Annotated in this window: 24 protein-coding genes, 1 other RNA gene and 1 pseudogene; 15 read left to right on the top strand and 11 right to left on the bottom strand. The window is 46.0% G+C overall.

Going from position 1 to position 25,544, the window contains the following annotated elements; translation table 11 throughout:
- Positions 1 to 16: 16 nt before the first annotated feature.
- The 3 genes from QT973_RS10510 to ribBA all read right to left on the bottom strand — a co-directional run bounded on the left by QT973_RS10510 (position 17) and on the right by ribBA (position 4,357).
- Positions 17 to 1,456, bottom strand: a complete 1,440-nt coding sequence (locus QT973_RS10510) for a pentapeptide repeat-containing protein (RefSeq protein ID WP_333056164.1) — start codon at positions 1,454 to 1,456, stop codon at positions 17 to 19.
- A gap of 48 nt (positions 1,457 to 1,504) precedes the next feature.
- Positions 1,505 to 1,846, bottom strand: coding sequence for an HAD domain-containing protein (locus QT973_RS10515; protein WP_333056163.1), 342 nt, complete (start codon positions 1,844 to 1,846; stop codon positions 1,505 to 1,507).
- Between the two features lie 819 nt (positions 1,847 to 2,665).
- Complete coding sequence (gene ribBA / locus QT973_RS10520) at positions 2,666 to 4,357, bottom strand: bifunctional 3,4-dihydroxy-2-butanone-4-phosphate synthase/GTP cyclohydrolase II (protein WP_333208471.1); 1,692 nt, start codon at positions 4,355 to 4,357, stop codon at positions 2,666 to 2,668.
- A gap of 296 nt (positions 4,358 to 4,653) precedes the next feature.
- Here ribBA and QT973_RS10525 point away from each other — a divergent pair.
- Positions 4,654 to 5,106: pseudogene (locus QT973_RS10525) on the top strand (site-specific DNA-methyltransferase); the annotation flags it as partial.
- Between the two features lie 139 nt (positions 5,107 to 5,245).
- Complete coding sequence (locus QT973_RS10530; RefSeq protein WP_333056161.1) at positions 5,246 to 6,598, top strand: DUF4339 domain-containing protein; 1,353 nt, start codon at positions 5,246 to 5,248, stop codon at positions 6,596 to 6,598.
- A gap of 322 nt (positions 6,599 to 6,920) precedes the next feature.
- Here the strand turns inward: QT973_RS10530 and QT973_RS10535 are convergent, their stop codons facing one another.
- A complete protein-coding gene (locus QT973_RS10535; protein ID WP_333056160.1) occupies positions 6,921 to 7,073 on the bottom strand; it encodes a hypothetical protein in 153 nt (50 codons plus the stop codon).
- Between the two features lie 109 nt (positions 7,074 to 7,182).
- Between QT973_RS10535 and QT973_RS10540 the strand changes: the two genes are divergently transcribed.
- The gene (locus QT973_RS10540) at positions 7,183 to 7,500 is read left to right on the top strand and encodes an RNA-binding protein (RefSeq protein ID WP_333208470.1); all 318 of its coding nucleotides are present in this window, start codon (positions 7,183 to 7,185) and stop codon (positions 7,498 to 7,500) included.
- A gap of 535 nt (positions 7,501 to 8,035) precedes the next feature.
- The gene (locus QT973_RS10545; RefSeq protein ID WP_333232612.1) at positions 8,036 to 8,647 is read left to right on the top strand and encodes a hypothetical protein; all 612 of its coding nucleotides are present in this window, start codon (positions 8,036 to 8,038) and stop codon (positions 8,645 to 8,647) included.
- Positions 8,648 to 8,901: 254 nt separating this feature from the next.
- Here QT973_RS10545 and egtD read toward each other — a convergent pair whose 3' ends face one another.
- The 3 genes from egtD to egtC all read right to left on the bottom strand — a co-directional run bounded on the left by egtD (position 8,902) and on the right by egtC (position 12,387).
- Complete coding sequence (egtD, locus tag QT973_RS10550; RefSeq protein WP_333056157.1) at positions 8,902 to 9,948, bottom strand: L-histidine N(alpha)-methyltransferase; 1,047 nt, start codon at positions 9,946 to 9,948, stop codon at positions 8,902 to 8,904.
- A gap of 380 nt (positions 9,949 to 10,328) precedes the next feature.
- Positions 10,329 to 11,627, bottom strand: a complete 1,299-nt coding sequence (gene egtB, locus QT973_RS10555) for an ergothioneine biosynthesis protein EgtB (protein WP_333391296.1) — start codon at positions 11,625 to 11,627, stop codon at positions 10,329 to 10,331.
- On the bottom strand, positions 11,599 to 12,387 hold the full coding sequence (egtC, locus tag QT973_RS10560; protein WP_333056155.1) for an ergothioneine biosynthesis protein EgtC: 789 nt from the start codon (positions 12,385 to 12,387) through the stop codon (positions 11,599 to 11,601). The genes egtB and egtC overlap by 29 nt, the downstream gene beginning before the upstream one ends.
- Positions 12,388 to 12,594: 207 nt before the next feature.
- On the opposite strand from egtC, the gene QT973_RS10565 reads away from it, so the two are divergent.
- From QT973_RS10565 to QT973_RS10580, 4 genes are all read left to right on the top strand, one after another.
- A complete protein-coding gene (locus tag QT973_RS10565) occupies positions 12,595 to 12,813 on the top strand; it encodes a hypothetical protein (RefSeq protein ID WP_333056154.1) in 219 nt (72 codons plus the stop codon).
- 1,210 nt (positions 12,814 to 14,023) lie between these two features.
- On the top strand, positions 14,024 to 15,589 hold the full coding sequence (locus tag QT973_RS10570) for a methyl-accepting chemotaxis protein (protein WP_333208466.1): 1,566 nt from the start codon (positions 14,024 to 14,026) through the stop codon (positions 15,587 to 15,589).
- A gap of 52 nt (positions 15,590 to 15,641) precedes the next feature.
- Positions 15,642 to 15,767, top strand: a complete 126-nt coding sequence (locus QT973_RS10575) for a hypothetical protein (RefSeq protein WP_333208465.1) — start codon at positions 15,642 to 15,644, stop codon at positions 15,765 to 15,767.
- Positions 15,768 to 16,342: 575 nt separating this feature from the next.
- Entirely contained in the window at positions 16,343 to 16,630 is a 288-nt protein-coding gene (locus tag QT973_RS10580) for an RNA-binding protein (RefSeq protein WP_333056152.1), read from the top strand.
- On the opposite strand, the gene QT973_RS10585 is transcribed toward QT973_RS10580, so the two are convergent.
- From QT973_RS10585 to QT973_RS10595, 3 genes are all read right to left on the bottom strand, one after another.
- On the bottom strand, positions 16,627 to 16,782 hold the full coding sequence (locus QT973_RS10585; protein WP_333056151.1) for a hypothetical protein: 156 nt from the start codon (positions 16,780 to 16,782) through the stop codon (positions 16,627 to 16,629). The two genes, QT973_RS10580 and QT973_RS10585, sit on opposite strands and share 4 nt — an antisense overlap.
- Before the next feature lie 117 nt (positions 16,783 to 16,899).
- The gene (locus QT973_RS10590) at positions 16,900 to 17,346 is read right to left on the bottom strand and encodes a hypothetical protein (RefSeq protein ID WP_333056150.1); all 447 of its coding nucleotides are present in this window, start codon (positions 17,344 to 17,346) and stop codon (positions 16,900 to 16,902) included.
- 470 nt (positions 17,347 to 17,816) lie between these two features.
- Positions 17,817 to 20,303, bottom strand: a complete 2,487-nt coding sequence (locus QT973_RS10595; RefSeq protein ID WP_333391298.1) for a putative PEP-binding protein — start codon at positions 20,301 to 20,303, stop codon at positions 17,817 to 17,819.
- Between the two features lie 72 nt (positions 20,304 to 20,375).
- Between QT973_RS10595 and QT973_RS10600 the strand changes: the two genes are divergently transcribed.
- The gene (locus QT973_RS10600; protein ID WP_333056147.1) at positions 20,376 to 21,062 is read left to right on the top strand and encodes a ComF family protein; all 687 of its coding nucleotides are present in this window, start codon (positions 20,376 to 20,378) and stop codon (positions 21,060 to 21,062) included.
- A gap of 267 nt (positions 21,063 to 21,329) precedes the next feature.
- On the opposite strand, the gene QT973_RS10605 is transcribed toward QT973_RS10600, so the two are convergent.
- Positions 21,330 to 21,884 (bottom strand): 2'-5' RNA ligase family protein, encoded by a 555-nt coding sequence (locus QT973_RS10605; RefSeq protein ID WP_333056146.1) that lies wholly within the window; start codon positions 21,882 to 21,884, stop codon positions 21,330 to 21,332.
- Between the two features lie 127 nt (positions 21,885 to 22,011).
- Here QT973_RS10605 and QT973_RS10610 point away from each other — a divergent pair, with 127 nt between their 5' ends.
- The 6 genes from QT973_RS10610 to QT973_RS10635 all read left to right on the top strand — a co-directional run bounded on the left by QT973_RS10610 (position 22,012) and on the right by QT973_RS10635 (position 25,494).
- Positions 22,012 to 22,278, top strand: a complete 267-nt coding sequence (locus QT973_RS10610) for a YciI family protein (protein ID WP_333056144.1) — start codon at positions 22,012 to 22,014, stop codon at positions 22,276 to 22,278.
- Positions 22,279 to 22,301: 23 nt separating this feature from the next.
- An RNA gene (gene ffs, locus QT973_RS10615) (signal recognition particle sRNA small type) lies at positions 22,302 to 22,398 on the top strand.
- 23 nt (positions 22,399 to 22,421) lie between these two features.
- Entirely contained in the window at positions 22,422 to 22,802 is a 381-nt protein-coding gene (locus tag QT973_RS10620; protein ID WP_333056143.1) for a phasin-related domain-containing protein, read from the top strand.
- Between the two features lie 198 nt (positions 22,803 to 23,000).
- Positions 23,001 to 23,447 carry a hypothetical protein gene (locus QT973_RS10625; RefSeq protein ID WP_333056142.1) on the top strand — a complete coding sequence of 149 codons (447 nt, stop codon included), beginning with the start codon at positions 23,001 to 23,003 and terminating at the stop codon, positions 23,445 to 23,447.
- A gap of 34 nt (positions 23,448 to 23,481) precedes the next feature.
- Complete coding sequence (locus QT973_RS10630; protein WP_333056141.1) at positions 23,482 to 24,057, top strand: Uma2 family endonuclease; 576 nt, start codon at positions 23,482 to 23,484, stop codon at positions 24,055 to 24,057.
- 90 nt (positions 24,058 to 24,147) lie between these two features.
- Entirely contained in the window at positions 24,148 to 25,494 is a 1,347-nt protein-coding gene (locus QT973_RS10635) for a DNA phosphorothioation system restriction enzyme (RefSeq protein WP_333391311.1), read from the top strand.
- Positions 25,495 to 25,544: the final 50 nt, after the last annotated feature.

Consider the following 25,544-nt stretch of genomic DNA (forward strand, 5'->3'; position numbering starts at 1 on the left):
GTTAACAGTCAACTAATTACCATTCCGATTCTAGTGGCAATTCAAAAAAACTCGGACTCAGATCTAGATCTGTCAAATCCGTTTCGCTCAAATAAGCGTCGGTCAAAAATACCCCTTTTAAACTTGCGCCTTTGAGGTTAGTACCTTTCAGGTTAGCACCTCTGAGATTAACTCGGAATAAATGAGCATCGCTCAAGTCGGCCTCAGTTAAATCTGCTCCCTCCAAATTTACTCTCATCAAATCTGCTTTTCGGAGATCGGCTTCGTTTAACTTAGCGCCACTGAGGTCAGCTTTTGTCAAATCTACACCTCTTAAGTCTGCCCCGCTCAAGTTCGCGAACAGCAAAGTAGCTCCGGTGAAATCTGTCTCCCTCAAATCGGCATCCCTTAAATTAGCGCCACTGAGGTCAGCCCTTGTTAAGTCTACACCCCGGAGGTCAGCAGAACTCAAGTTTACTTGGTGTAAAATTGCGCCGCTTAAATCGGCTCCTCTTAAATCAGTTCCCTCCAAGTTTGCACCTTTGAGGTAAGCTTTTTTTAAGCTAGCTCTGCTGAGGTCTACATTTTTGAGATTGACCGAAGTTAAGTTAGAAGCGCTCAAATTAGCTCCGCTTAAATCTGACCCGTTTAAGTCGGCTCCGGTTAAATTTACCCCTTGCAGCGATACATTGGGAGCAATTAAATAAGCTCCGCCCAGACTGGGGTCGATACCTTCTGAAAACAAAGTCTGGTTGCTGTAAACAGCTTTCTCCAAAATCGTGCCGCTCAAACTAGCTTCCCTCAAGTCCGCTCCGCTGAGGTTGGCTCCTGCTAAGTTTGCCCGATCGAGTTTTGCACCAAATAAAATAGCTTTGTATAAGTTTGTCCGCCGCAAATCGGCTCCTTTTAAATCCGCTTCGGTCAAATCTACCATAGCCAGATTTAAGCCAGGGAGCGAAGCATTGGGAGCTAGCAAAAATGCTCCCATTGCACCCGGATCAATATCATCGGGAAAGATAGTCCGGTTGTTGTATACGGCCTTGTCTAAAATGGCGCCGCTCAACTGAGAACCGCGTAAATCCGCCCCACTGAGGTTGGCTCTGGTTAAGTTGGCTTCGTGGAGATTTGCTCCTACTAAATTAGCCTTGATCAAACTTGCTTGTTTGAGGTTGGCGCCCGTGAATTCGGCTCCTACGAGATTAGCTTCTCGGAGGACAGCACCAGTCAAATCAGCTCTAGTGAGGTTAGCTAAATTAAGAAATGATTCAGATAAATCCGCCCCGCTGAGATTAGCGCCTGTGAGATCGGCTTCAATCAGGTCTGCATACCTGAGCATAGCGCCGCTGAGGTTAGTTTCTCGGAGATCCGTGCCTCGGAGGTTGGCTCCCCGGAGTTCCGCACCGCCAAGGTTGGTGCCTTTAAGTGCTTGTCCCCTGAGATCGAGTCGGTGCAAAAAGTCACCAACGTTCATTTCCATGTCAAATTCACCCTCTCTATTCCGATACTTTTTTCCTAACCTTTGAAATTAAGTTAGATATTCTGAAAGTACCTTTGCTGAGTTCTGGTCAAAACCATTGTAATCATCAATAGCCACAACTGGTGCATCTGGCGGATAGTGTTCTGGAATATTGTCAATGGCTACCCAAGGTGAGTTTTGTGCTTGGTTTTCTCGAAGATACTCAAGAACTTCCTGGTGTCGTAAATATTTGTGTTGGTGAATATTTTTGGGGTTGAGAAAAGGGGTGAATCCGATAATACGGATAGCGATATCTGGTGAAAATAATGGAGGTATTACCTCGAAGGGGAATATTTCACGCCCGGATGATGAAATTACTACTCGCGCATGATAGATAGGAACGAAGGACATTCTCAAAGTGATTAAGGCAATCTGAATTGAATTTCATTCTGTCTGTTGGCAAGCTCGATGTTTCATGTCTTCTGTCAGGAATAAGTACACCATTAATGTCTAAAAAATGTAACATTAACTAAAAGTTAAGTTGAATAATTTATTAATTATTAATACTGCTTAATAATATAAATTTCCATCGACGATGCTCTCTCAAGTGCTCGCTGCATCGACTTGTTATATCATGTCCGATCGCTTGACCATAATATCTCGGTCGGGCGGGTTTTTGAGATGGTCAATTATGGGCCGATATTGGCAGGTTTACCCGCCCCTACCTGATTTCTGGTAATCGACCGGACATAATATTAGACGGCAATCAACATTGACCATAATATCTCGGCCGGGCGGGTTTTTGAGATGGTCAATTATGGGCCGATATTGGCAGGTTTACCCGCCCCTACCTGATTTCTGGTAATCGACCGGACATAATATTAGACGGCAATCAACATTGTTATTCACTGTTTTTATTGGTGGCTGCTTTCTGACGAAAGGAAGATGCTGATATCAACAAGTATTGTTCTGAAATTGACAGTTTTTCTTGGCTTCAGCCTTCCCCCCTGCTGGGGTAGGGGCAAGGCTGTTTCGGGGCAACCACGGGGAGTAGGGGTCGGATTGCCCCTACGGAAAATCAGGCTTTTGTAGGGGCGGTGCCAAGAGTGCCCGCCCCACCATAGACGAGCGGGTCGGGGTTTCAGATATCGGGGCAACCACAGGGGGATTGCCCCTACAAGAGAATGAAACTGCCCTGGGTAGGGGGGGGTTGGCTTCTACCTTCTGCCTTCAGGGAAGAGGAGCAAAACTGTAGATTTTTTGAGGTTCGAGCCGATCGCAAATTCCGGTTAATTCCGGCAAAACGAATGTCTCGCGATCGAGCTGGACTTGCAGGGTTTTGAGCGGATCTGCACCGGAGGAAACCATGAATTCTAATGTTTGCAAATTCGGCTCATTGCTGATTTCACCCAGAATTTGGCCGATCGCCTTGACGTAAGGATGGTTTACCTCCGAGTACCAGTCGGGGGCTGCGAGTCCGGCTTGATCGAAGCCCAGGTGAACGATGAGAGAGCCTTCTCCGAACAGGGCTATGCCCACCGGCCGCGCTTCTTCTTGCAGCAGCAAGTGCTGGTTAGCCGCCAAATGCCGCAGTTTTTCGAGGTGTTCGTACCGATTTTGAATGGCAGAATCTTCCTCTTTTCCTTCTGCTTTTTCGTTCCACTGAATCGCCACTGTTACTAAATAAGTTTGCAGTAGCATATGACCGAGTTTTTCGGCTTTTGTTGCCAGATAGATCGAGTTGTAATCTGTGGCTTCAATTAGTAAGGGGACGCGATCGGCTACTTCAATCCCGTAACCTTTCAACCCTGCAATTTTGCGCGGGTTGTTGGTAATCAAGCGAATTTTTTGAACTCCCAAATCGTTGAGCATTTGTGCTCCGACGCCGTAGTTCCGCAAGTCGGCGGGAAATCCTAACCGTTCGTTGGCTTCGACTGTATCGAATCCCAAATCTTGCAGCGAGTAAGCTTTTAGTTTATTTACCAATCCAATGCCCCTACCTTCTTGGCGCAAGTAAACTATGACGCCAGAACCGACATTTTCGATCATTTTCAGTGCCGCTTGCAGTTGCATCCGGCAGTCGCAGCGCAGGGAACCCAAAGCATCGCCGGTCAGGCATTCGGAATGCACCCGCACCATCACGGGTTTGTCTTTAAATTCTGCCGGGTCGCCCTTGACAATAGCAACGTGTTCTGAGTTGTCTTGGGTGTCGCGGTAGGCGTAAATCATAAACTCGCCGAATTGAGTGGGCAATTTGGCGACGGTTTCGCGGCGGACGAATCGATCGTGCTTGAGTCGGTAGCTAATTAAGTCAGCAATACTGATTATTTTAAGGTTGTGGGTTTTGGCGTACTCGATTAATTCGGGCAATCTCGCCATCGAACCGTCGGGGTTTTGAATTTCGCAGATGACGCCGCTGGGATACAAGCCAGCGAGTCTGGCGAGGTCAACCGAGGCCTCGGTGTGACCGGCGCGTTTGAGGACGCCACCGTCGATCGCCCGCAGGGGGAAAATGTGACCGGGACGGCGCAAGTCTTGAGGTTTGGTGTCCGGGTGGATGGCGACTTGGATGGTGCGTGCCCGGTCTTCGGCGGAGATACCGGTACTGACGCCGTTGACTGCATCGATGCTGACGGTGAAGGCAGTTTGGTTGTTGTCAGTGTTTTTGCTGACCATGAGGGGCAGTTCCAGGCGATCGAGCCTTTCGCCGCTCAATGCCAGACAAATCAAACCCCGCGCGTTCACGGCCATAAAATTGATGTTGTCGGGGGTGGCGAATTGGGCGGCACATATCACATCGCCTTCGTTTTCGCGATTTTCGTCATCGACTACTACCAGGGGGCGACCTGCTTTGAGGTCTACGAGGGCGCTGTCAATTGAGTCAAATTGAAAGGATTGAGTTGAGGTGTTGTTATTTGTCACTGAGCAGTTCAATCTATAAACAGTAATGTTATGGAAATAGAATCTATTTGTGATTGTAACCTTTTGTATCCGGCAGGGCGATCGGCCAATCCAGATGAGTTTGACAATATTTCTCAAGTCACTTACTATAATTATTGCATCTTGTCAACAAAATCTCTCCCCAATATTTCATGAGCTTGACTGAGATCGCGAATATTTTAGGTAAACCGTACTTCCAAGCTCCTAATTGCCTAATTTATCTGATTCAAAAAGTTGTCTGGAACTAAGGCGCGGGAGTTGCGGGCTGCAAGTTCTTTTCACCCCGCAATGAAAAGTTTCTCTGGTATGTGAAAAATCAAGACAAGTATACATTTAATTTGGATGAAGTGCGCGACCCAAATGTGAAATATCCGAATCAGAAAAAGAACGGCAAGATTAAAGTAAACTTAAAAGGCAAAAATCCGACGGATGTTTGGCAGTTCCCAAAAGTTACGTCGGGGAAAAACCGAGCTTCAAAAGAACGTACGCCTCACCCCGCTAAATTTCCTGTTGCTGTTGTCGATCGCATCATCAAGTCGGCATCGAATTTAAACGACATTGTTTTAGATCCGTTTATGGGTTCCGAGACTACAGCAATTGTGGATCGGGGTTTGCAGCGACAAGTTATTGGATTTGAAATTAGGGCTGATTACTGTCAGATTGTCGCTAGTAGAATAGATGATTTTTTGATGGACAAGGAACTCAGAGAAGCACAGTTATCTTTATTCTAAAGTTGGTAAATTGCAGCAACTTAATTTAAATAGTCCCAGATCGGGCGATCGGTCTCAAGCGATCGGCGCTTAAGATCGCACAGCCCAGAACGATCGGCGCAATGGGACAATATTGATATCCCGTCAAATTATCCCAACCATGAATAATTGGCCGAAATTCCTCCCCGATCCTAGATCGTGCGCCAGAGGGTTTGCCTTAAGCATTAGCTTTTGGCTGATTGTTTCTTTACTGTGGCCCAATGCTTACTACTATTCCTACGGATTTAGCAGGACGTACTGGTACACCATCAGGAACTCTGACTGGGAATTCCCGATCGTACTTGCTTGGTTTTGCCAAATCTGGTTATTTGCTTTCTATCACTGGGGGTTAACCAAGCTTGCAGAGTGGGTGGAAATTCGCCGACACAATCAGCAACCGCCGACTGTATCAGCTTGGCACCACTGGAGGGAAGGTATTATCGCATTTCTGACGCTACCTGCTGCGATTTTGATGGGAATTCCGCCGACTGCCTTTTTTATGCTGCCGATCAGAAGCTTTTCGGGCGCCCTCGTTGCTGTAATTCTAGGAAGTGCGATCGCCTCTGCTTACCTGTATCACTTCCGCTTTGCAAAACTGCTTAAAATTATTCTTAAATTCTTAGGGATTTTCTATGCATACCTTCTAAAGATACTTGAACTTTTTTTAGTTCCAGTATTAACTGGTACTCCGTTTTTTCTGCTAACTGTTGCGACGGCAGAAATCGTGCCAATACAGCTACTGCCGCTGACAACCTTTCTGTTAGTTATTTGCGTACTGCTAAGCGGGATAGTGGGATATGCAGCTTTGCAGTATTGGTCAGCGCATCTAGTTAATTGGGCCGCGACTTGGTGGCCCGCTGACTCTCCTGGTTACAGTCGCCTTCAATCCCGAAAAGCCTGGAAACACAACAAAACAGCAACCAGCCAATCTTTTGTTCGGCACACAACCAGTTGGCACTTAGCAGCTAACGACACTACCAACCTAATTTACCTAAACCTCATAGCGATCGTACTCGGTGCGATCGGTTTTCTGCTGTTTGGAGAGTCGAAAGAATGGTCAGAAACACAAGAAGATATTTTAGGATCTGCCGTGGCGCTAGTGTGGGTGGCGGTGTGGCATTTCTGGGGGTGGCCGCGCGAAGTAGAAATTGCTAGAGGTAAGCCGGAAGCTAAGAAAAAGCGATCGCCCAATTCTAACTCAGCGCCTCCCAATCCGGTAGAACAAGAGCTAAATCAGCTCAAAACCACAACTGGAATGAATCGGATGAAGTCAGTAAGACGATCGACCCAGCCAACTCCTGAAGTTGCTCAATGGTACGTCTTTCGCAGCGGTGAAGCCAAAGGGCCCTATACCAAATTGCAATTATGGGAAGTTCAGGAAATCACAGCCCGAACCAAAGTGCGGCGCGGGGAAGCCGAGTGGCAGCGCGCCGGTGAAATTCCAGAATTAGCGTCGTACCTCACTCAAAAATAAGACAGTACAAGTCACCGCACGTCGATCGGCGCTTAAGACGATCGCACTGCCCAGAAAGTAGCGCTATATCCCTTGATAATCTGGAAATAATCTGATAGTATATTAGCAAGTGGGGGTGGAACTACCTCACTATAAAAAGCCTTTGAAACAAAGGAAAAAGAAGCCTGCGGTCTAAATGTACTCAATTGACCGTCAGGTTTTTTCACTAACCGAATATTCAAGTCAATGTCTAAAGTAGTCGATGAACTTTGTCAGTTATAACTGAATCTCAGGCGCTGTTCTCAATCAGACCCAATCAACCTGGTAACAGGGACTAAAAATCTCAGATATCAGGTCGATCGCGCAGCAAGAAACCAAGTGGATGAGGCCAAGAGTGTAAGATGTCAGTTATCACGAATACTTTCTGTTGGCGATTGCCCGACGGCACCCAAAATTGAAAATTATGCCAGCCAATTGCTGATTCTGCTGGCTTCATGTTATAGTGGTTTTCCAAGAATTAAATTCGGTTGCGTAGTTTGTTGGTGTTTATTTACAAGCGTCTCTCCGAATCTAAGTCTCTGCACCCTAATGATTCTGGAGATTTTATGTCGATTTACGTGGGTAATCTTTCATATGAGGTAACATCAGACGACCTCAACGAAGTATTTGCCGAGTACGGTACTGTAAGCCGCGTCCAAGTGCCAGTGGACCGGGAAACAGGCAGGATGCGGGGTTTTGCTTTTGTGGAAATGGCAAGCGAGGCAGAAGAAGCAGCAGCCATCGCAGCTTTAGACGGTGCTGAGTGGATGGGCCGCGACTTGAAAGTCAACAAAGCCAAACCTCGCGAGAACAACAACAACAGACGCCCTTCGGGCGGCGGCGGCTGGGGCGACAACGATCGCCCTGCACGCGGACGCTACTAAACTTTGACAAGGAAAATTTGAGTTTTGGTAGTTGACGGCAGGTGCGAATGCTGCTTTTTTTTCGGGTTGTTCGATCGACCCATCGAATAAAACTCCCAAACCTCTGGCATCAGTTTTGCCCCCTCCTTCGAGGGGGCTTTGTTTTTGGCGAAAAATCCCGCGAGGTACGTCGGCGGTGCGGTTCCCAGTCTAGTTCGTGATTCGTACCCTCTTAAGGAGCGCGAATTAAATAACTTACAATTTTAACTGTTATTGTGGGATGGGCGTCCCGCCCGTCCACTCATGACGGGCGGGACGCCCATCCCACAAACTTGTGGAAGTTATTTAATTCTCATTCCTAACTGCTTTTTTTAAGAGGCTGTCGGGATTTCGCGGATCGACTCCTGTAAACTATCAAACTACAATTAAGCAGCAAGAAAAGTTAGAATAACGGCAAAACTGAATATTGCCCAGAACAGCCAAACTATCTTTACCGAAGATTAGTCGAGAAAACCAGCCGAATATCAGCCAATATCTTGATTTTGCCTCAATAAAGATGTCCAAGGTCTACAGCACGGCGGAACTCATTAAAATCCTCGAAGAAGAGCGCCAAGCCTGCTTGTATGGGCGGCGTCTCAACTTGACTGAAACTCCTGCTACAGGCAACCCCGTGATTGACCGCTTTCTCAAGTCTGAGGGTGTTCAGAAGTTCACTGCTTATCAAAATTTTAAGGCGGCTGTGCACGAATACCAGCGGGAACATCAAGTTTCTGGGATTGTCTGGCGGGAAATGGCGGTTAAAGGCAATACTCTACGCTATCCGGCAGTGGATGACGAATTAATAGCTCTACCGGTTGATTTGATTACGTTGAAGGCAGCTAAGATTGCTATGTTGGAATTCTGGCAGCAGGTAACTGCGGGGATGGATTTGTATTTAAGCATTAACAGCGGGAAGGATTTTCGATCGATCGAGCCGGTTGATGTAGAAGCTATAGCCCAGCGCACAGAATGGGCCAATCTCTCCAAGTGGGAAAAGTTGGATTTTCTAGAAATTTTGTTGCAGTTGGGCTGGGGGAAGCCGGAGGAAGCTTATTATAAGCGGGGATGGCCAACCTCGGGCAGTGAGTACATTCACGCCGTCAAACCCGGACAGCGGCCGATTTGTTAATTGGTAATTAGTAATTGCTAAGGATCGCGAATTAAATAACTTACAATTTTAATTGTTATTGTGGAAGTTATTTAATTCTCATTCCTAAGAGGATATCCTGAATTCAGAACCATCGACAACACAGAAATTGAGGAGACGGCAGTGCCGTGTCCCTACCCCAAAACGTCGTAGCACGGGCGAGAACCCGACGCCATCGCCCGATTTGCAGGGACAGGGCAGTGCCGTGTCCTGACTGTGCGTAATATCTGAAGAACTCATTTATTAACATCAGAAATTTGACAAAGCATCAAGCCAAACCACTGATTTGGATCTGTCCAAACTTGCACCGGCATTAAACCACGCTGCGACAGTTCTTTTTTTACAGTAGTGAGATTGAACTTGCGCGATATTTCGCTGCGGATAGTTTCTCCCGCTGCAAATTCAACCGTTAAATTGAGAGAACGCAAGTGCACTGTTTGCGCTTTTTTACTTTTCAAGTGCATTTCAATTTGACATTCCTCTTGATTGTAAAAAGCCCAATGCTCGAACTGTGCTAAATCAAAATTTCCCTGATATTTTCGATTTAAATGTCGCAGCATATTCAAGTTAAATGCTGCCGTTACTCCTTGACTGTCATCGTAGGCAGGCTCTAAAATATCCTTAGATTTGTCCAAGTCAATTCCCAGCAAAAAATACTCTCCCGGCTGCAATGCACCGACAATTTGCGAGAAGAATAAATCGCATTCTTGAGCGTTGAGATTGCCGAGGGTACTGCCGAGAAAGCAAATCATTCGGGTTGGCAACGGCGACGGTGCAATTTTAGCTAAGGCTAATTCGTAAGTGCTGACAAGTCCGTGAATCTGGAGCGACGGATAATCTGCCAACAGTTGACAAGCGCTGCTTTCTAGGATAGTAGGACTGATGTCGATCGGCAAATAGTGCAGGGGATATTCCAGTTGACTGTAAGCATCAAGGAGAATCCGAGTTTTGGTGGAACTGCCACTGCCGAGTTCGACGATTTCGCAGGGGCCCGTTAAATTGGCGATCGCCCCCGCGCACCCCTGCAAAATAGCCGTCTCAGTGCGTGTCAAGTAGTATTCCGGCAACTGGCAAATCAACTCAAACAGGTTCGAGCCGCGATCGTCGTAGAAATACTTTGGAGGCAGGGATTTGGGGGTTTGAGTCAACCCGCTAACTGCATCGCTGCCAGCATTGATTTCTGCGGGTGTCGGTGCCGCAGCGCTCACCAGTCGCTCTAAGTGCAGCCGGTTTTCTTTTGTTGAGGCTGAGTTGGTTGTGTCGGACAGTCTTGGGGATTTCATAAAGTAATTTTTAGATGCACACATGGGTATAGCACGCAGTCGCGTTGCCAAATATCGCGATCAAGTCAGATTTTTCAGGTGACTCTCCGTTCTGTATTGTCTCACCCGATGGATCTCGCATCCACAATTAAAACTTAAAATTTATCCACAAAAATTATTGAATACTTAACCAAACTTGTTTTATTTGAGCTTGTCACATGGAAAAATGTTGGGAATTTTGCAAACAAATTTTGTCCCCAATTCCCTCTCCAGCCCTTTATCTGATGTTCGTCAAATAAGCTTTCTAAGGCAAGTATTAAGGAATTTGTTGATTTGAAAAATCCGCTGACTAAATTCCTTAATACGAACAAACTTGATGGTAATTATAATTACCTAGCAAACTACTTAGCGCAGCGAAAACCAGCAATAATTTGCCGCACGCCCGGATAATACCAATTCCGAAAGGTCGATCGCAGAGCCTGCGGAAAAGTCGCCCAACTCCCCCCTTTCAAAACCCGGTGTTCTCCATCAAAATAAACTTGAGAATATCCCCTATAAGGATAACTTTCAAATCCCGGATAGGCGTCAAAGGTTGAAGCAGTCCACTCCCAAACATTGCCCAACATATCATAGCAGCCTGCCGCACTTGCTCCTTTGGGAAAGGCATCAACTGGCGAAGTATTGGCAATATTATTGCCGTGATTGCACAGGCTGCCGTTTGGCGGTTCTTCTCCCCAAGGATAGATGCGATATGTTTGATTTGTGGCGTCCCAACTCGCAGCTTTTTCCCATTCGGCTTCCGATGGTAAACGCTTGCCGATAAAGTTGCAGTAAGCTTCGGCTTCGTACCAACTCACGCCGCAGACTGGATGGTTGTTGAAAGCTGGATTTTCTGACCAGTAAAGCGGTTGAGAGACGGCTTCGACTTGCAGCCATTTCCAGCCGTCCGCTGACCACCAATCAGGGTTTTGATAGCCGCCGGATTCCATGAAATCTCGGTATTCACGGCAAGTGACGGGATAGCGATCGATCGAGTATGCTTCTAAATAACATAGGTGGCGCGATCGCTCATTATCCAAAGCCTCAGCAGCATCGCTTCCCATGTAAAATTCCCCGCCCGGAATTTCAATCGCCGAATCGGTAATTGGGAATTGGGCATTGGGAATTGGGAATTTCGGCTGCTTTATTCCTCTCTGTTGTAGAGAATTAATCCGTGTATCCCTGTCCAAATCCGTGTCGTGCCTTTCTTCCTTCTTCCTGTGCATTTGCAACACGAAAGCAACTGTTTCGCAGTGCTGGCTTTCGTGCTGAATAATAAACCGCCACAGACGTTCTTGCTCGTCGATCGGCGCGACTTCCAAATAATCTAACACCTTTTTTCTCACCGCGTCCAGATATAATTCAACTTCAGGTAACGCGGGCAGAAAAACCCGTTGTTTTTTCGGCAAAATATCAGCAGCAAACAGTTGGTGATACTGAGGAAAGACCGGTTCCAAGCCAGCACACCGCTGCAACAGCCACAAATCCTCAGTATAAGCAATGTGACCTAAGTGCCAGCCAACTGGACTGAAATCAGGATGAGCTTGACGACAAAAAGTATCGTAGTCGATGTCGGCAAATAGCTTGAAAGTGCCGCGGCGACACTGCTGCAAATCGCGATAAATTGCCTCTCTACAAGATTGGATAGATTTCGAGATCACGCTCTACTCCGGTACTGATAATGCTCTGGACTGGGCACGAGTGCCAATTGCCAGCAAATAAAGGTTCAGAAGCAATGATGACAGAATTCGGGAAATTTAAATCGTCCCGCAGCCAATAGAGGGAAGGAGGGGTTTTTTGGGAAGCAAAGCGAGAGGCAACGAGCTGGTGTCCGTCGCTGATAATTATATTAGCTGAAAATTCTACTTGGTGAAAGTTTGCTAGCTCTGCCAAAGTTTTCAGCGACTTTTGCAAAGCTGCTTGTACGGTCAGATTTCCGGCTGTCAATTCATTGACAAACAAGCCGAAGATATGCTCAGAATCTGTAGTACCGTTAATTGATTGATACAGCGTATCGCTGAGCCGATCGCGAATTGGTCTGTAAAGAGTTTGCCGAAAATTCTTCACGAAGCCGTTGTGTACGAACAGCAGGCGATCGTTCTGAAACGGCTGACAGTTGCTCAAATCTACAGCTTGTCCTGAAGTTGCACTGCGAACATATCCGATCGCGCATCCAGATTCAACGAATCGACTGATACTCGGAAGGTTAATGTCGCTCCAAATTGGCTGTACATTTTTATAAGTAAACGGGTCAGTATCTAGGTGCGGGTGATACCAACCAATACCAAAACCGTCAGCATTGAGTAGGCCAGAAGTCATTTCGCGGGGATCGTAACTCTGCACAATTAGGGAATGTTCCGGCTTGTACAGAATAGCATCGAGTAAAATCGGCTCCCCGAGGTAGCCAAGCAAACGGCACATAAAATTTTTGCAGCAATTTGATTAGCATTGTAAGTCATTAGCCGAAAAATTGCCCGTTAGCGAAGCCCGCCCCTACGGGGGCTACGCCAACGAAGAGGATCGCCCATCTTCAGCGCTGACAACAAGGTTTTTGGTAGCCTGCTGCCAGCATCGCAGTACAAACGATACAGTTAAGGTAGAACCCCTGCAACACAAGGAGACTCTTGAATGTTCATCGACGAACTCATCCCAATGGCGAAAGAATTGATCGAACAGCCGATCGCCTTCGCGGGCGGATTTTTATCTGGCCTGCTTCGACTCAACCTTCACGAAGATCCCGTTAAAAGCTGGATCGACGAGCAAGCTGGTTCAACTTCCTACACTACTCCCCCAGCCGAACCCACCAACGGTAAAAGCAGCGGGCCTCAGTCAATCTCGATCGACTAAGGAAAAGCAGTAACATCATCCCAACGCCAAACTGATTACAGTTATGGCGTGGGCTTCCAAACTTCACAGTTTGGCTTTTGGCGTTTTTCCCTGACGGGATTTCCACATTTGGCTAGACTGAATTGCTCACTTCCCGCTAGTAAGTCTGCACAGACACAAGCGATTCCCGTATAACCTTTTTCAGATAGATGAAGTACAATAACACCAGTGTGTAAACCAGTTCCAAATATCTTGCTGAGAAAGTTGACGAAATGCAAACTCGATCGCATTTCCTAATTATTGATGTTTTTTTTTGAATAAAACTGAAAAATTTTTTAAATTTTGATCCTAATTTTTCAGGTTTATGATAAATCAGGCGAAGGGGGCGACAAGTATATTACTTTCGCCCTTTTTATTGATTACTTTATTTAATTATTTTGTGTGTTTCTATGATTATTCTCCATCACTCCCAAAGCATTTTTCCATAATCTCGGTAAGTTACCTGAGCATAAAATCCTCAAATATAATTGTATCATTTTCCTTATTAAATTAACTTATAAGCTGTCGCGCATTTAAATTCTATATTAGGGGCGGGCTAGAAGCCCAACCCTAATCCCCACAAAAGTTTGATTGTTTTTTGACATATAATTTAAAGGCCGCAACAGCTTATAGCGATTCTAAGTGAATTGTGTAATTGTTGTAGGGGCAAAACTCACGCCCGGTTGCCCCAATCCGTGGGGGGTAGGCACAGGGCACTAGCCCTACATATTTGTACAACTGATGCGAGGATTGCTATAAGCTGTGGAGCATTTAAAGCAGTAACGAGGCTTGTATGGTGCGTCAATCGATTTGAGATTTGAGATTTGAGATTAAAGAATTGACTCCCCGGATAAATGCTCTTTCTTGAGGATTTTCGATTTGAGATGCTTTCGATTGATTCCACAGATAAATCACGTGGCGGGTACCACCTTTGAAATTCGTGGTCAGGAGTTAACACTTACGCGCTTATGCGGGAAACATTTCTGTAATGACGCACCCTACTATCGTCTTTTAAATGCCGAACAGCTTACTCATCAATTCATTACTACTTTTTTTAACAGGTAAAACCTCAAATGTAAACTTTTAATAGGTAATTCATCTACCTGATAGAAGCTATAATATACAAGATATGTCCATAATTGCAGCGAGGATAACTGTAGTAGAAGTAAGCAGAAATAGTATGTTGAGAAAAATGAATTTACAAACCAGACTAATCAGTGCCTTTCTGACGATGGGACTTTTAGTATTTTTAGTAGCCTGGGTAGGATGGAGTTCAACATCCAATCTCAGTCAACACATAGAGACTCTCGGTAAAAATAAATTACCGAGTATTGAAGCATTATTGAAAATTAACGAGGGACAAACCCAAATTGAGTCATCCGAAAGAGCGCTAATTCATCCCGCACTCAGTCAAGCAGAAAGGCAAGATGCTTTAAACAGAATGGACAAGGCTTGGCAGCAGATTCAAAATGGCTTTAAAGCATACGAAGTGCTTCCTCGTACCTCAGATGAAGACGCACTATATCAACAAATGCTTAAGTATTGGGAGGAGTGGCAGCAGGAAGCTCAAGAACTCCTGCTAATTAATAAAGAATTTGAAACACTGGGAATTTTCAATCCTTTGGCTTTGCAGATTGAACTACTTAAGCAGGGTAAAAGTAATTCGCCGGAAATGGCAAGAGCAAACACAGCTACTAACCTTTTGAATAAACTTAGTCAGCAAGCTAAGGTGATTCGTGTTAGATTTATCAAATCTGAACAAGCCACTTTAGCAGTAGCTGAATCCAACCGAAAGGAAGCAGACGAAGCTTATAAAAGCGCAGAAAACGATCGTAAAAAAACTCAAATAGCTGTAGTATTGGGCATGACATTGGGGCCGCTAATAGCGATTATTTTAGGCATATCTTTAAGCATAGCGATCGCCAAACCTTTAGATCGAGCGCTCAAAGGTATTATTAATATGATTGTCAGTTCTTCTACCGAGATAGCGGCTACAATTGAGCAACAGGAACGTATTGCTGTACAACAAGCTGCTTCTGTTAATCAAACAACCACCACAATGGATGAATTGGGCGCATCATCGAGGCAATCAGCTATGCAAGCCCAATCAGCCCTTGAAAATGCCAGTAATGTCTTAAATATGGCCGCAGAAGGCAGTAAAGTGGTGCATAAAACCCAGCAGGGAATGTTAAGTTTGACGGAAAAAGTTGGAGCAATTGCCGCTCAAGTTTTAAATTTGAGCCAGCAAACCACTCAGATTGCTAATATTACCAATTTAGTCAGCGATTTGGCTAGTCAAACTAATATGCTGGCGATTAACGCTACAGTGGAAGCAGTACGCACGGGAGAACAAGGAAAGGGGTTTGGGGTGGTGGCGACGGAAATTCGCAGACTGGCAGATCAAAGCAAAAAATCGTCGGATCAGATTAGTGATTTGATAAACGGTATTAAGAATTCCATTAATAAAACAGTGATGGTAACAGATGAGGGCAAGAAAACTTTAGATAATAGCCTGAAATTGACTGAAGGTGCGGCGGATAATTTTAACAATGTTGCTAATGCTATTAACAGTGTTGTTGTCAGCAGTCAGCAAATTTATCTTAATACCAAACAGCAGGCGATCGCTATTGAGCAAGTGGTAGATGCGATGAATGTTCTGAATAAAGGAGCAGCGGAAACAGCCAGCGGTATTACCCAAAGTCGAATTGGCACTCAAACACTTAACAAAGCGGCTTTAAATCTCAAATCCTTAGTTTAATTGAGAAAAGAAAGTAATATCCTAAACTGGGGATGAAGGAGATGGAGAGAAAATGTTCCCAATTCCTCATTTCCACTTGGCAATTCCAAATTTTGCCCAAGGATTGAAGGTGACATCTCCCCGTTTAGGAAAGGGTTGGGGAGATGTGTATAGTAATTCTCAAGTGAATGAGGTATAGATTTGAATTTTAGATTAAAGAATGGCAGAAGTGGGGAATTGGTAATTAATTGGCAAGTACCTCACGAAAGTTGACAACCGCTATATCAACGCTCGTGGCCCAGAGCAACCTAATATATTATACCTTGTTAGTCGCTATGTTTCCGAAGATGCTTGGTGATTCGTCGCCCACCAATCAGCGATTAGATTAAAATCAAGTATTGTTCAGGGGTGGGATTCCTCGTCGCCCCAAAACTCATATCCTCACTCATTCGCAGGGCGAGTGAGGATATGAGTTTTGATTAAGCTAACTATTGCAGCCAGTACCAAGGGTTGGTCAATCGATTTTAGATTTTAGATTTTAGATTTTAGAATTGAAGCATTGACTTGCGCGAGATAAATACGTTCGGCAAGTTTCTCGGATACAGGTTTTTTATTTATCCACGCATAAATCAGGGGGCTTGTATCCTGGATGCTTTCGGTGAGTGCGGCAAACCCTTTTAGTTAGAGTCGATCGCCCAGTTGTATGCTAGATAGCACTTGACAGTTAAATTAACAGGTTATTATGTATAGCACAACAAGTTCAGTTCGATCGACATGACTATCTACATTGGAAATCTGTCTTACCGCGCCACCGAAGAAGACCTGAAAGCAGTATTTGCAGAATACGGCACAGTCAAGCGAGTTGTCTTGCCTACCGACAGGGAAACCGGTCGGATGCGCGGTTTTGCATTTGTTGAGATGATGGAGGATGCCCAAGAAGACGCTGCAATTGCCGAATTAGACGGTGCAGAGTGGATGGGCCGCCCCTTGCGAGTGAACAAAGCTAAACCGAAAGAAGAGGGAAATCGAGGCGCAGGTATCAATAGAAACGACGGATATTAGTCGGCGGTGCGGCGGTTGACATCCTCTCGGAACCCACCTGATGCACCAGTGCGCCAGTAGGGCGGAATTGCAAGCAGCAGTTGATTTTGGGGATGAAATGTCAAATCCGCTGCACAAAAATATCGATTCTTTGTGGGCTGCACTTGATTCATAACTTTTTGAGCAAGACAGAATTTAGGCACGCTAGTCTAGAAACCCGATTTCTTGGGCGATACCGGGCTGCTAAAAGCAAAATTTGTCAGGAGAAACCGGGTTGATGAGCGTTAATCTTAAAAAGAGTAAACTCGCCCTTTTTCATCAATATAAACTGACCGGTCTTGCCTAGTGCGGCCGTCTGCTCTGGTGATGCGAATCGTCAAAATGTTTGTCTGCGAGTCAACGTTATAGTCGTATTTCAAAGTTGTGGTTGCTGTTGTGGCATTAATCGGAATATTGGCAATGTCGCCGGTACGATTGCTGATGCGAACACTGATGTTTCTGCTGGCTCCGACGGGCAAGGATGACAAGCGGCCACCTGATTCACCGTATTCTAGGTTCAATCCCGTTTCATTTAACAGTCTGAGGGTAATGTTGCGAGTATTGTCAACCTGCGCTTGAGGTTGCCAGAATCCGGGTTTTGTCCCGCCGTCAGTTGCAGGTTGAGATAATGCTGGATGGGGATGCAGAAAGCCGAGAGCGGCAAGTATTGCTGCGGTTGCAATAATTTTTGATTTCACTGTTTGTACCTCCGGGTCATTCGATTTTAGATTTTAGATTTTAGATTTTGGATTGACTTGCGCGAGATAAATGCGGGGGCTTGAGGATTTTCGATTTTCGATTTGGGATTGATTCCACGGATAAATCACGTGGCGGGTACCACCTTTGAAATTCGTGGTCAAGAATTGGTTATATTTCTATCCTAGCTTTAAAATCCGATGTTAGTGGAAGGAAGAGGGAATAAGGAAGAGGGAAGAGGGAAGAGGGAAGAAGCAATAAAAGGAATAAAAGCCAGGGTTTGAGAAATTAAGAATTTCCTAACCGTCGGGCGCGGTTGCTATATCTACTCAGAAACCGGGCTTCTGTAGTTGTTAATAGTCCTGGACGCACGGGTTGTCTAGAAAGCCGATGGCTGAGCGGGTGGCTGCTTGCCAAAGCTATGATTTAGAGTAGAAACCGGATTTCTGAGGTAAAGTGGGTGCGGGAGTGGTTAATTGTTAATTATCGATCGAGCGGCTTCTAGCAGCAGGCGCTGTTCGGCGCGGACGATCGCCCTGCTAGTTTGTTCTACGGCATCGACATTGACCGAAATAGACGAAATTCCCCACCGCACGAAGGATTCAACTGTATCGGGATACAATGCGGGAGCGTCGCCACAGATCGAGCAAGGAATGCCGGCGGCCCTGGCTTGTTTGATTAATTGTTCGATCGCCCTCATCACTGCTCGATCGCTCCCGTTGAATGCACCTGCTACCTGTTGGGAGTTGCGGTGAATCCCTAACAGAAATTGGGTTAAATCGTTGGTGCCGATGGAAATTCCTTGAACCCCGGCTTTTACGTAATCTGGTAATAAAAATAACACCGAAGGAACTTCCGCCATAATCCACAGTTGAAATTCGGGCGAGCGGTTTTTCCAAACAGTTTCTAAGCGCTGGCGGCAGTAGATAAACTCCTCAACCGATCGCACGAAAGGCAAAATTAAATTAACATTTGTATGACCTGACTCGCAGACTTTTTGAAGTACGCAGAGTTCCCAATCAAATAATTCCGGTTCAAAGGTATAACTGAAACTGCCGTGGTCGCCTGACTCGCGTAAATCGAGAGAGCGATAAAATATTGGCTGCGGGGAAACGGCAGCAGCAAATAAGCTGAGGCAATCCGCCATGCGATCGACAAATTCCGATTGGCGGCCGTCTTGTAGCCAAACTTTGGGGTTTTGACAGTCCAAAGCTTCTAATGCCATTAATTCCGATCGCAGCAATCCGATGCCGTCTATTGGCAGATTTTTGAGGCGGTCAATCGAACTTGTTTGGCTGACATTAACTAGCAGTTGAGTTGCCGTTGGTGGGCCCCAAACATATTGAGTAGACTCAGATTGTCGAGATTTAGGATCGGAATTGGACGATCGATCGGAGGTAGAAGATTGGTGCTTGGCTATTGACATTTTGGCTGCTGTACTGTATATATCTGCCTTTTTTGCTGTGTCCAGAAGTCGGCGGCTGTCTGCTATCTCGATGGCATCGGGTTGGGCGAGGGCAAAAACTTCTCCGGTATCGCCGTCTACCAAAACCGAATCGCCCGAGGCGATCGCCCGCGTGGCCCCGGTCACTCCCACAACGGCGGGAATCCCCAATTCTCTTGCTAAAATGGCGCCGTGGCCTGTCATACCTCCTTGTTCGGCAACCACCCCAGCAGCAACCTTCAGCCAAGGTAGCCAATTCGGCTCGATTGTCCGGGCTACTAAAATGCCTCCGGCTAGGAATTCCGCGTTTTCTGGGTGGGAATTAGTCATAACTTGGGCAATTGCTTCGGCTTTTCCTGATGCTGCTGCCACACCTCTGAGTATGGCAGGAGTTCGGGCTCTTGCGATCGAGTTTGGCTGCCGGAGGTATCTCGGATTTTCCTCTACCGGCGCGACTTTTTCCGCTTTGACAAGACGAACTTGAGTGAAATAAAACTGCAGTTCGCCGCTGTTTTCTGTCTGGTTTAGCGTCCACTCCAAAATTAAATCTGAGTCAAATTCGGCGATCGCTTTTTTACTCAATTCAATGATTTCTTGCAGTTGCGATTCCTCTAAAACGTATTGTGTTTGTGCTTCTTCTCCCAGCGCTAAAACTTGCACGCAACAGTCAGCAAAATCAGAAAGTATAAAGGGAGAATCGGGAATTGGGAAAGCAGCAAACTTGCCCAGTAGCAGTTTTTTTTTCGGTTCACTATCGCCGACTTTGAGATTGTAGGCTAATGTTTTGTAACCGATCCGCTGGAATTTAACCGCGCTTGTTTCCGGCTGCACTTGATAGTAATCGGGGATGGTTTCTCCCCTAGCCAGGGACAATCCCAAACCGCTGGTGGCTTGGATTTCCCACTGTGCGCCCGCCTTTGTTTTCACCTCGCCCGCGGCGATGGCTTCTTGAAGTGGCTGCACCAAAACTGCGGGATTGATTTGCTGTACCCGCAGCCCGCACCGCTGCCAGTAAAATAGACTTCGGGCTCTGAACATTTCTGCCCAAGCTCGTTTGAGTCCGGCCCCAATGGCTTCGGGTTCTGCCCGTACTGCCTGAGATTCCAAAATGCCTACTGTTTTCGGGTTCCAGGAAGTCAGGGAAGGGCGAAAAATTAAGGCTGTGGAGTTTAAGTTTGACTGTGAGTTGAGTTGAGAAACAGCAGACTCTAGGGTGGAGAGCAGTGAATCGGGCAGTTTGCCGGTGAGGATTTGGTGGCGGATGCTGCGGGCGATCGATTGCAGTTGTCTGGGTTCATCGACATTCAAGTGCAGGGAAGAGTGTGGCCAGTCAGCAAACAGCGGTTCTAGGCAGTCGATCGACTCTAAAAACTGCCAGAATGTAGTAGCCGGCACGACAAAACCCGGTACAACGGGATGATTTTTCTGGAGCAAACAGCTCAAGTAAAATGCTTTTTCTCCCACTGCATCTCTGTCTGAAGGTTGAATTTTGTCTAACCAGTAGAGGTTTTTCACGCTGCGAGCCTGTCCGTGGAAACAGATTGAATTTGATAGTTTTTCCCATTAATCACTTACGACAATTTTAGGATGAACAAGCGACAATGGACGGGATTAGTCAAATCTTTTCTCAATCTATTTCTTAAGTCTAACTGTCCTCTTTGTCAGCGACCGGCCGCCGGAGAGTTTTGTCCCTACTGTGACAAGCAGCTTCAGCAATGTCAATTAAGCGATCCGGGTCGATTTTGGCATTCACAGCAGCGTGTTTTTGTGTGGGGTGAGTATGGCGGGGCTCTCAAACGGGCGATCGCAGCTTTGAAATATGACGGCAATCCGCAATTAGCCAAACCTCTCGGCGGCTGGCTGGCGGAAGCTTGGCTGAGTTTTCCCGAATTAGCTATAGACAATTTAACTGTTGTACCGATTCCCCTGCACAAAGAAAAGCTCAAGCAGCGCGGTTTTAACCAGGCGGAACTTTTGGCTGAAAGTTTTTGCGATCTGACTGGTTTGCCTTTGCAGCGGCACGGTTTGGAACGGGTGAAAAATACTCAGGCTTTATTCGCTCTGACGCCGCAGCAGCGCCAAGCGGAAATGAAAAATGCTTTAGGTTTGGGGAAAGATTTCCGTCGTCGCCTCCCGCGCGATCGAGTGCTGTTAGTTGATGATATTTACACTAGCGGTACTACGGTTAAGTCGGCAATTAAAATTTTGGAACAATCGGGAATTTCGGTTTATGGAACTGTGGCACTTGCAACTCCGAATAAGATTAATAGGTAAGCTGTGACGGCATTTAAATTTCAACAGATTTGTAGTGAGGACTAAAGTCATCAAATTTGTTGACTCACTTGTGACCTCAGAAACCCGATTTCTACGAATAGTTCTCGTTCATCGAGGTAAAAGTCGTATAAACCGGGTTTCTCGCCCCTCGCGAGTCAGCCATGAAACTGTCCGAAGTGTTGATTAATGATGATTTACTAACAAGATTTTTTGGGAAAAAGGAACCGCGAAGACGCTATTGACGCAAAGAAAGAGAAGGGAGAGAGTTTAGGCGGAAAGCGGGAATTGATTGCTGATGTTCCACCGGCTGCCGTCGTGAAGCAGTAAAGTTAACGCCGAAGCGGTAAACTCAAAGTGGAGCGATCGCCCTGCAAATTCCAACCAAGCTGTTTGAAAATTCTCCTTAGTTAAATCGCGAAATGCTACTGTCATGTGCGGTACAAATGGGCGACTTTGAGAAACTCGATCGACAATTCCCAAATTTGCCTCCAAATAACTCATCAAAGATGAGTGAATCTCCAGCAATTCGGGCGATTTGAAAACATCAGCGTAAATGACGCGGGGCGTGAAAGCAGCAAAACCGGATAGAGTAACGGGAATGGGCCGCCGATTTGCAGAAAACTGGTTCAAACTTTCCTCTAATTTGGCAACATCCTCCGCTAACGAGTGAAAAGGAGGTTGCAGCGTGATGTGCGGCGGGGAATTCAAAGCACCGCGGCTGTTGTAATGTTCCGCAAAATATAGTTTAATCTCAGTAATGTGTTGTTCAATATCGGGAGGCGGCACTAGGGCAATAAAAAATCGCTGTTTTGACGGGTTCATGGGATAACATCGCAGTGAGGAAGAAATGGCGGAGTATGGAAAATCGAGTATTTACTCAAGGCTTGTACCAAAAACTCCATTCCCAATCTACAATCCAAAATCCAAAATCTAAAATCTAAAATTTAAAATGCCTTGGTTTGTCAAAATTGAGCAAGGAATTGTCGAAAAGCCTGTCTTTGACCAATACGTGCCAGCTCACAGAGCTTATGTCCGAGAGTTGATTTCTAAAGGACACCGAGCGAAAACTGGCTACTGGGGGCGGCGGGGCGGCGGTATGTTGCTGTTTGAGGCGGGTTCGATGGATGAGGCGAGGGCGATCGTCGCTGAAGACCCGCTGGTGAAGAACGGTTGCGTTATTTATGAAATTTATCACTGGTGTGTGGTTGAAGAATAAATAACTGTGTTATACTCATAAATGAACTGGACCCACGCGATTCCAACGCCCAAATCTTGTCAGGACCGGAAGGTAGCAGCAACACGGGATGCTTGTAATAGGCGTGGTCTCCGGTTCACCCAGTTTTTTGAGGTGTAGCTCCTATGCCTGGTTTCGGAGATATTTTACAGAAAGCAGTTTACCTTGGTGTCGGGCTAGCTTCCTACGCTGGTGAAAAAGCTGGCAGCAAGTTAACTGAATTACGCACTGAAGCCCAAAAGCTGGCAGACGAATTGGTGAAGCGGGGCGAGATGTCCACGGAAGAAGCTCGCCGCTTTGTTGACGATATGGTACAACAGGCTCAGCAGCAGCCTCCCGTAGCCTCGGCTGGGAACGAAAAACCCGCTGAACCTCGGCGGATTGAAATTGTTTCTGAGGAAGAAGATGTCTCGGCAAAAGATGCTAAAGAGACAGGCGGCGTAGACAAGCTCCGCGAACAAGTGCAGAATTTACAAGAGGAATTGCGGCGGCTGAAGCGGGATTAAGCAGGAAAAAGCTCGCTCAGCAAAGCAGGAAGGGAACTCAGGATAATAATCTTGAGTTCCCTTTTTGAATATTTCCCCTGTCAGATGTGGACGGATATCAGGCAATAGGTAATAGAATTGAAAGTAGGTGCGATCGCTTCGCATGAGGCTGGCTCCACCTGTCTGTAAAATATTTTGTAATAGCCAACTGTCAAATTCATGGAAGATTGGTCTAAAGATTTTTTTGGAGTAATGGAAAATGCTGTTTCTGAAGTAGAGCATTTTTTCAGCGAAATGGGCGAAGAGTTTGTCGAAATGCTGGACGTTTTGGCAAAAATGTCGGAAGAGTTTACAGAAGAAGTACAAAATAATCTGATTAACGACATTGACGGTTATTTCAATGAATTTGACGGTTTATTTAATGAATTTATCGAACCGATAATTGAAATTTGCCGCGACTTCGACCCGGAGTTTGATGAGATAGATTTGTCGATGGTGACTTATGTAGACCCTTCACCGACGCAGCAGCCGGCTTGTCGCGGTTGTCGCAACTATCACGGTCAAGTTTACGGTGGCAATTTGTTGGTTTGTGCGATGCACCCTACTGGTGTGGAATCGGAGAGTTGTGCTGATTGGGAAACTGACAGCGATATGAATCCTTTTTAAGACGGCAGTTGAGTTGTTGAGGGGTTAATTGTTTATGGTAACGTCAATTCAGTCTCCGTCCAAGATTTCTCTCGAAGAGTTTCTGCTGCTTCCAGAAACTAAGCCTGCTAGCGAGTATGTTGACGGTCAAATTTATCAAAAAGCTATGCCGCAAGGAAAACACAGCACGTTGCAAACACGTTTTGGGAATAGAATTAATCAGGTGGGAGAACCGCAAAAGTTAGCTTTTGCTTTTTCTGAATTGCGCTGCACTTTTGGAGGACGTTCTATTGTTCCAGATATAGCAGTGTTTGAGTGGTCGCGCATTCTTCTCAATGCTGATGGAGAAATAGAAAACAGGTTTAAAATTGTCCCGGATTGGACAATTGAGATTTTATCGCCGGATCAAAATCCAACTCGGGTCATTAATAATATTTTGTTTTGCTTAAATCACAATGCTAAACTGGGTTGGTTGATTGACCCGGAAGAAAAATTAGTTCTGGTTTTTAAACCGCAGCAGCAACCAGAGGCGAAAGAGAATCAGGATATTTTACCTGTGCTCGATGTGCTGTCGGATTTGCAACTGTCGGCCGATGATTTGTTTGCGCTGTTAAGTTTCGATCGCCCGTGAGTTAAAGTTGAGTATAGGGAATTTTGCATCTAACGGCATTTAAAGGTGAATCGCTCAACGGCTAATAATTCGCAATTTGGATTTCCGAAGATGCCGCCATCGCTGCAATTGCGACAGTATCAGCGAGTGGCGGTGGCTAATTGGTTTGCGAATCAGGGACGCGGTACGCTGAAGATGGCGACGGGTAGTGGCAAGACGATTACTGCGCTGGCGATCGCCACTGAATTATACAATAAAATTAACCTGCAAGTTCTGCTCGTAATTTGCCCTTACTGCCACCTGGTGAATCAGTGGGCGCGGGAATCCGAGAAATTTTGTTTAAAACCTATTTTGGCTTTTGATAGCGCCCGCAGTTGGCAGAATAAGCTGGCTGCGGGTTTGTATGAAGTGCGCTCTGGCGAGCGGGCATTTCTCACAATCATCACTACCAATGCTACCTTAATGGGAGATAGTTTGCGATCGCAACTGCGCTATTTCCCAGAAAAAACCCTGATTATTGGAGACGAAGTTCACAACTTAGGCGCGCCCCGTTTAGGAGAAAGTTTGCCGCGCAATATTGGACTGCGACTCGCCCTTTCCGCCACCCCAGAAAGGCATTTCGACGAACAAGGAACTGAAGCTATTTTAGATTATTTCGGCCCGGTTTTGCAGCCGGAACTTACCTTAGCCGACGCCATCCGCCAAAAAGCCTTAGTACATTATTTATACTATCCAATTTTAGTAGAATTGACCGAAGCCGAAACCCGCAAATATTCCCGCTTAACTCAAAAGATTGGCTGGGCGCTTTGGGGCGATGAAAAAGTAGAAGAAAACGATGCTTTAACAACTTTATTAATGCAGCGAGCTCGGTTAATTGGGGCTGCGGCTAATAAATTAGTAGCGTTGCGAGAATTAATGATTCACCGTCTCGACACAGCCCATACTTTATTTTACTGCGGCGACGGTGCGATCGAAGGAAGTGCGCGCCGAAATAACAACCGCCAACTAACAGAAACCGCCAAGTTATTGGGTTCCGAATTAGGCTACCGAGTTAATACTTATACTGCGGCAACTCCTTTAGCAGAAAGAGAACGATTGCGCCAGCAATTTGAGAGTGGAGAATTGCAAGGTTTGGTAGCGATTCGGTGTTTGGATGAAGGCGTGGATATTCCTGCAATTCGCAATGCTGTAATTTTAGCAAGCAGCAGCAATCCGCGCCAGTTTATTCAGCGCCGGGGACGGATTTTGCGGCCGCATCCGGGGAAGGAAAGGGCAACTTTATTTGACATGATAGTTTTGCCTCCAGATTTAGGTCGGGAAACCTTAGAAGTCGAGCGCAATTTGCTACGAAAAGAGTTGAAACGGTTCTTGGAATTTGCCGATTTAGCTGACAATGCTGGGGAAGCTAGAGTGAAATTGCTTCAAATTCAGAGGCGTTACGGGCTATTAGACATTTGACATTTATTAAGGTTCGGTTTATGTTTTAGAATAGAGAATTATTCGATCGT

The organism is Microcoleus sp. Z1_A1, assembly GCF_036700305.1.
In the GTDB taxonomy this organism is placed as follows: Bacteria; Cyanobacteriota; Cyanobacteriia; order Cyanobacteriales; family Microcoleaceae; genus Microcoleus.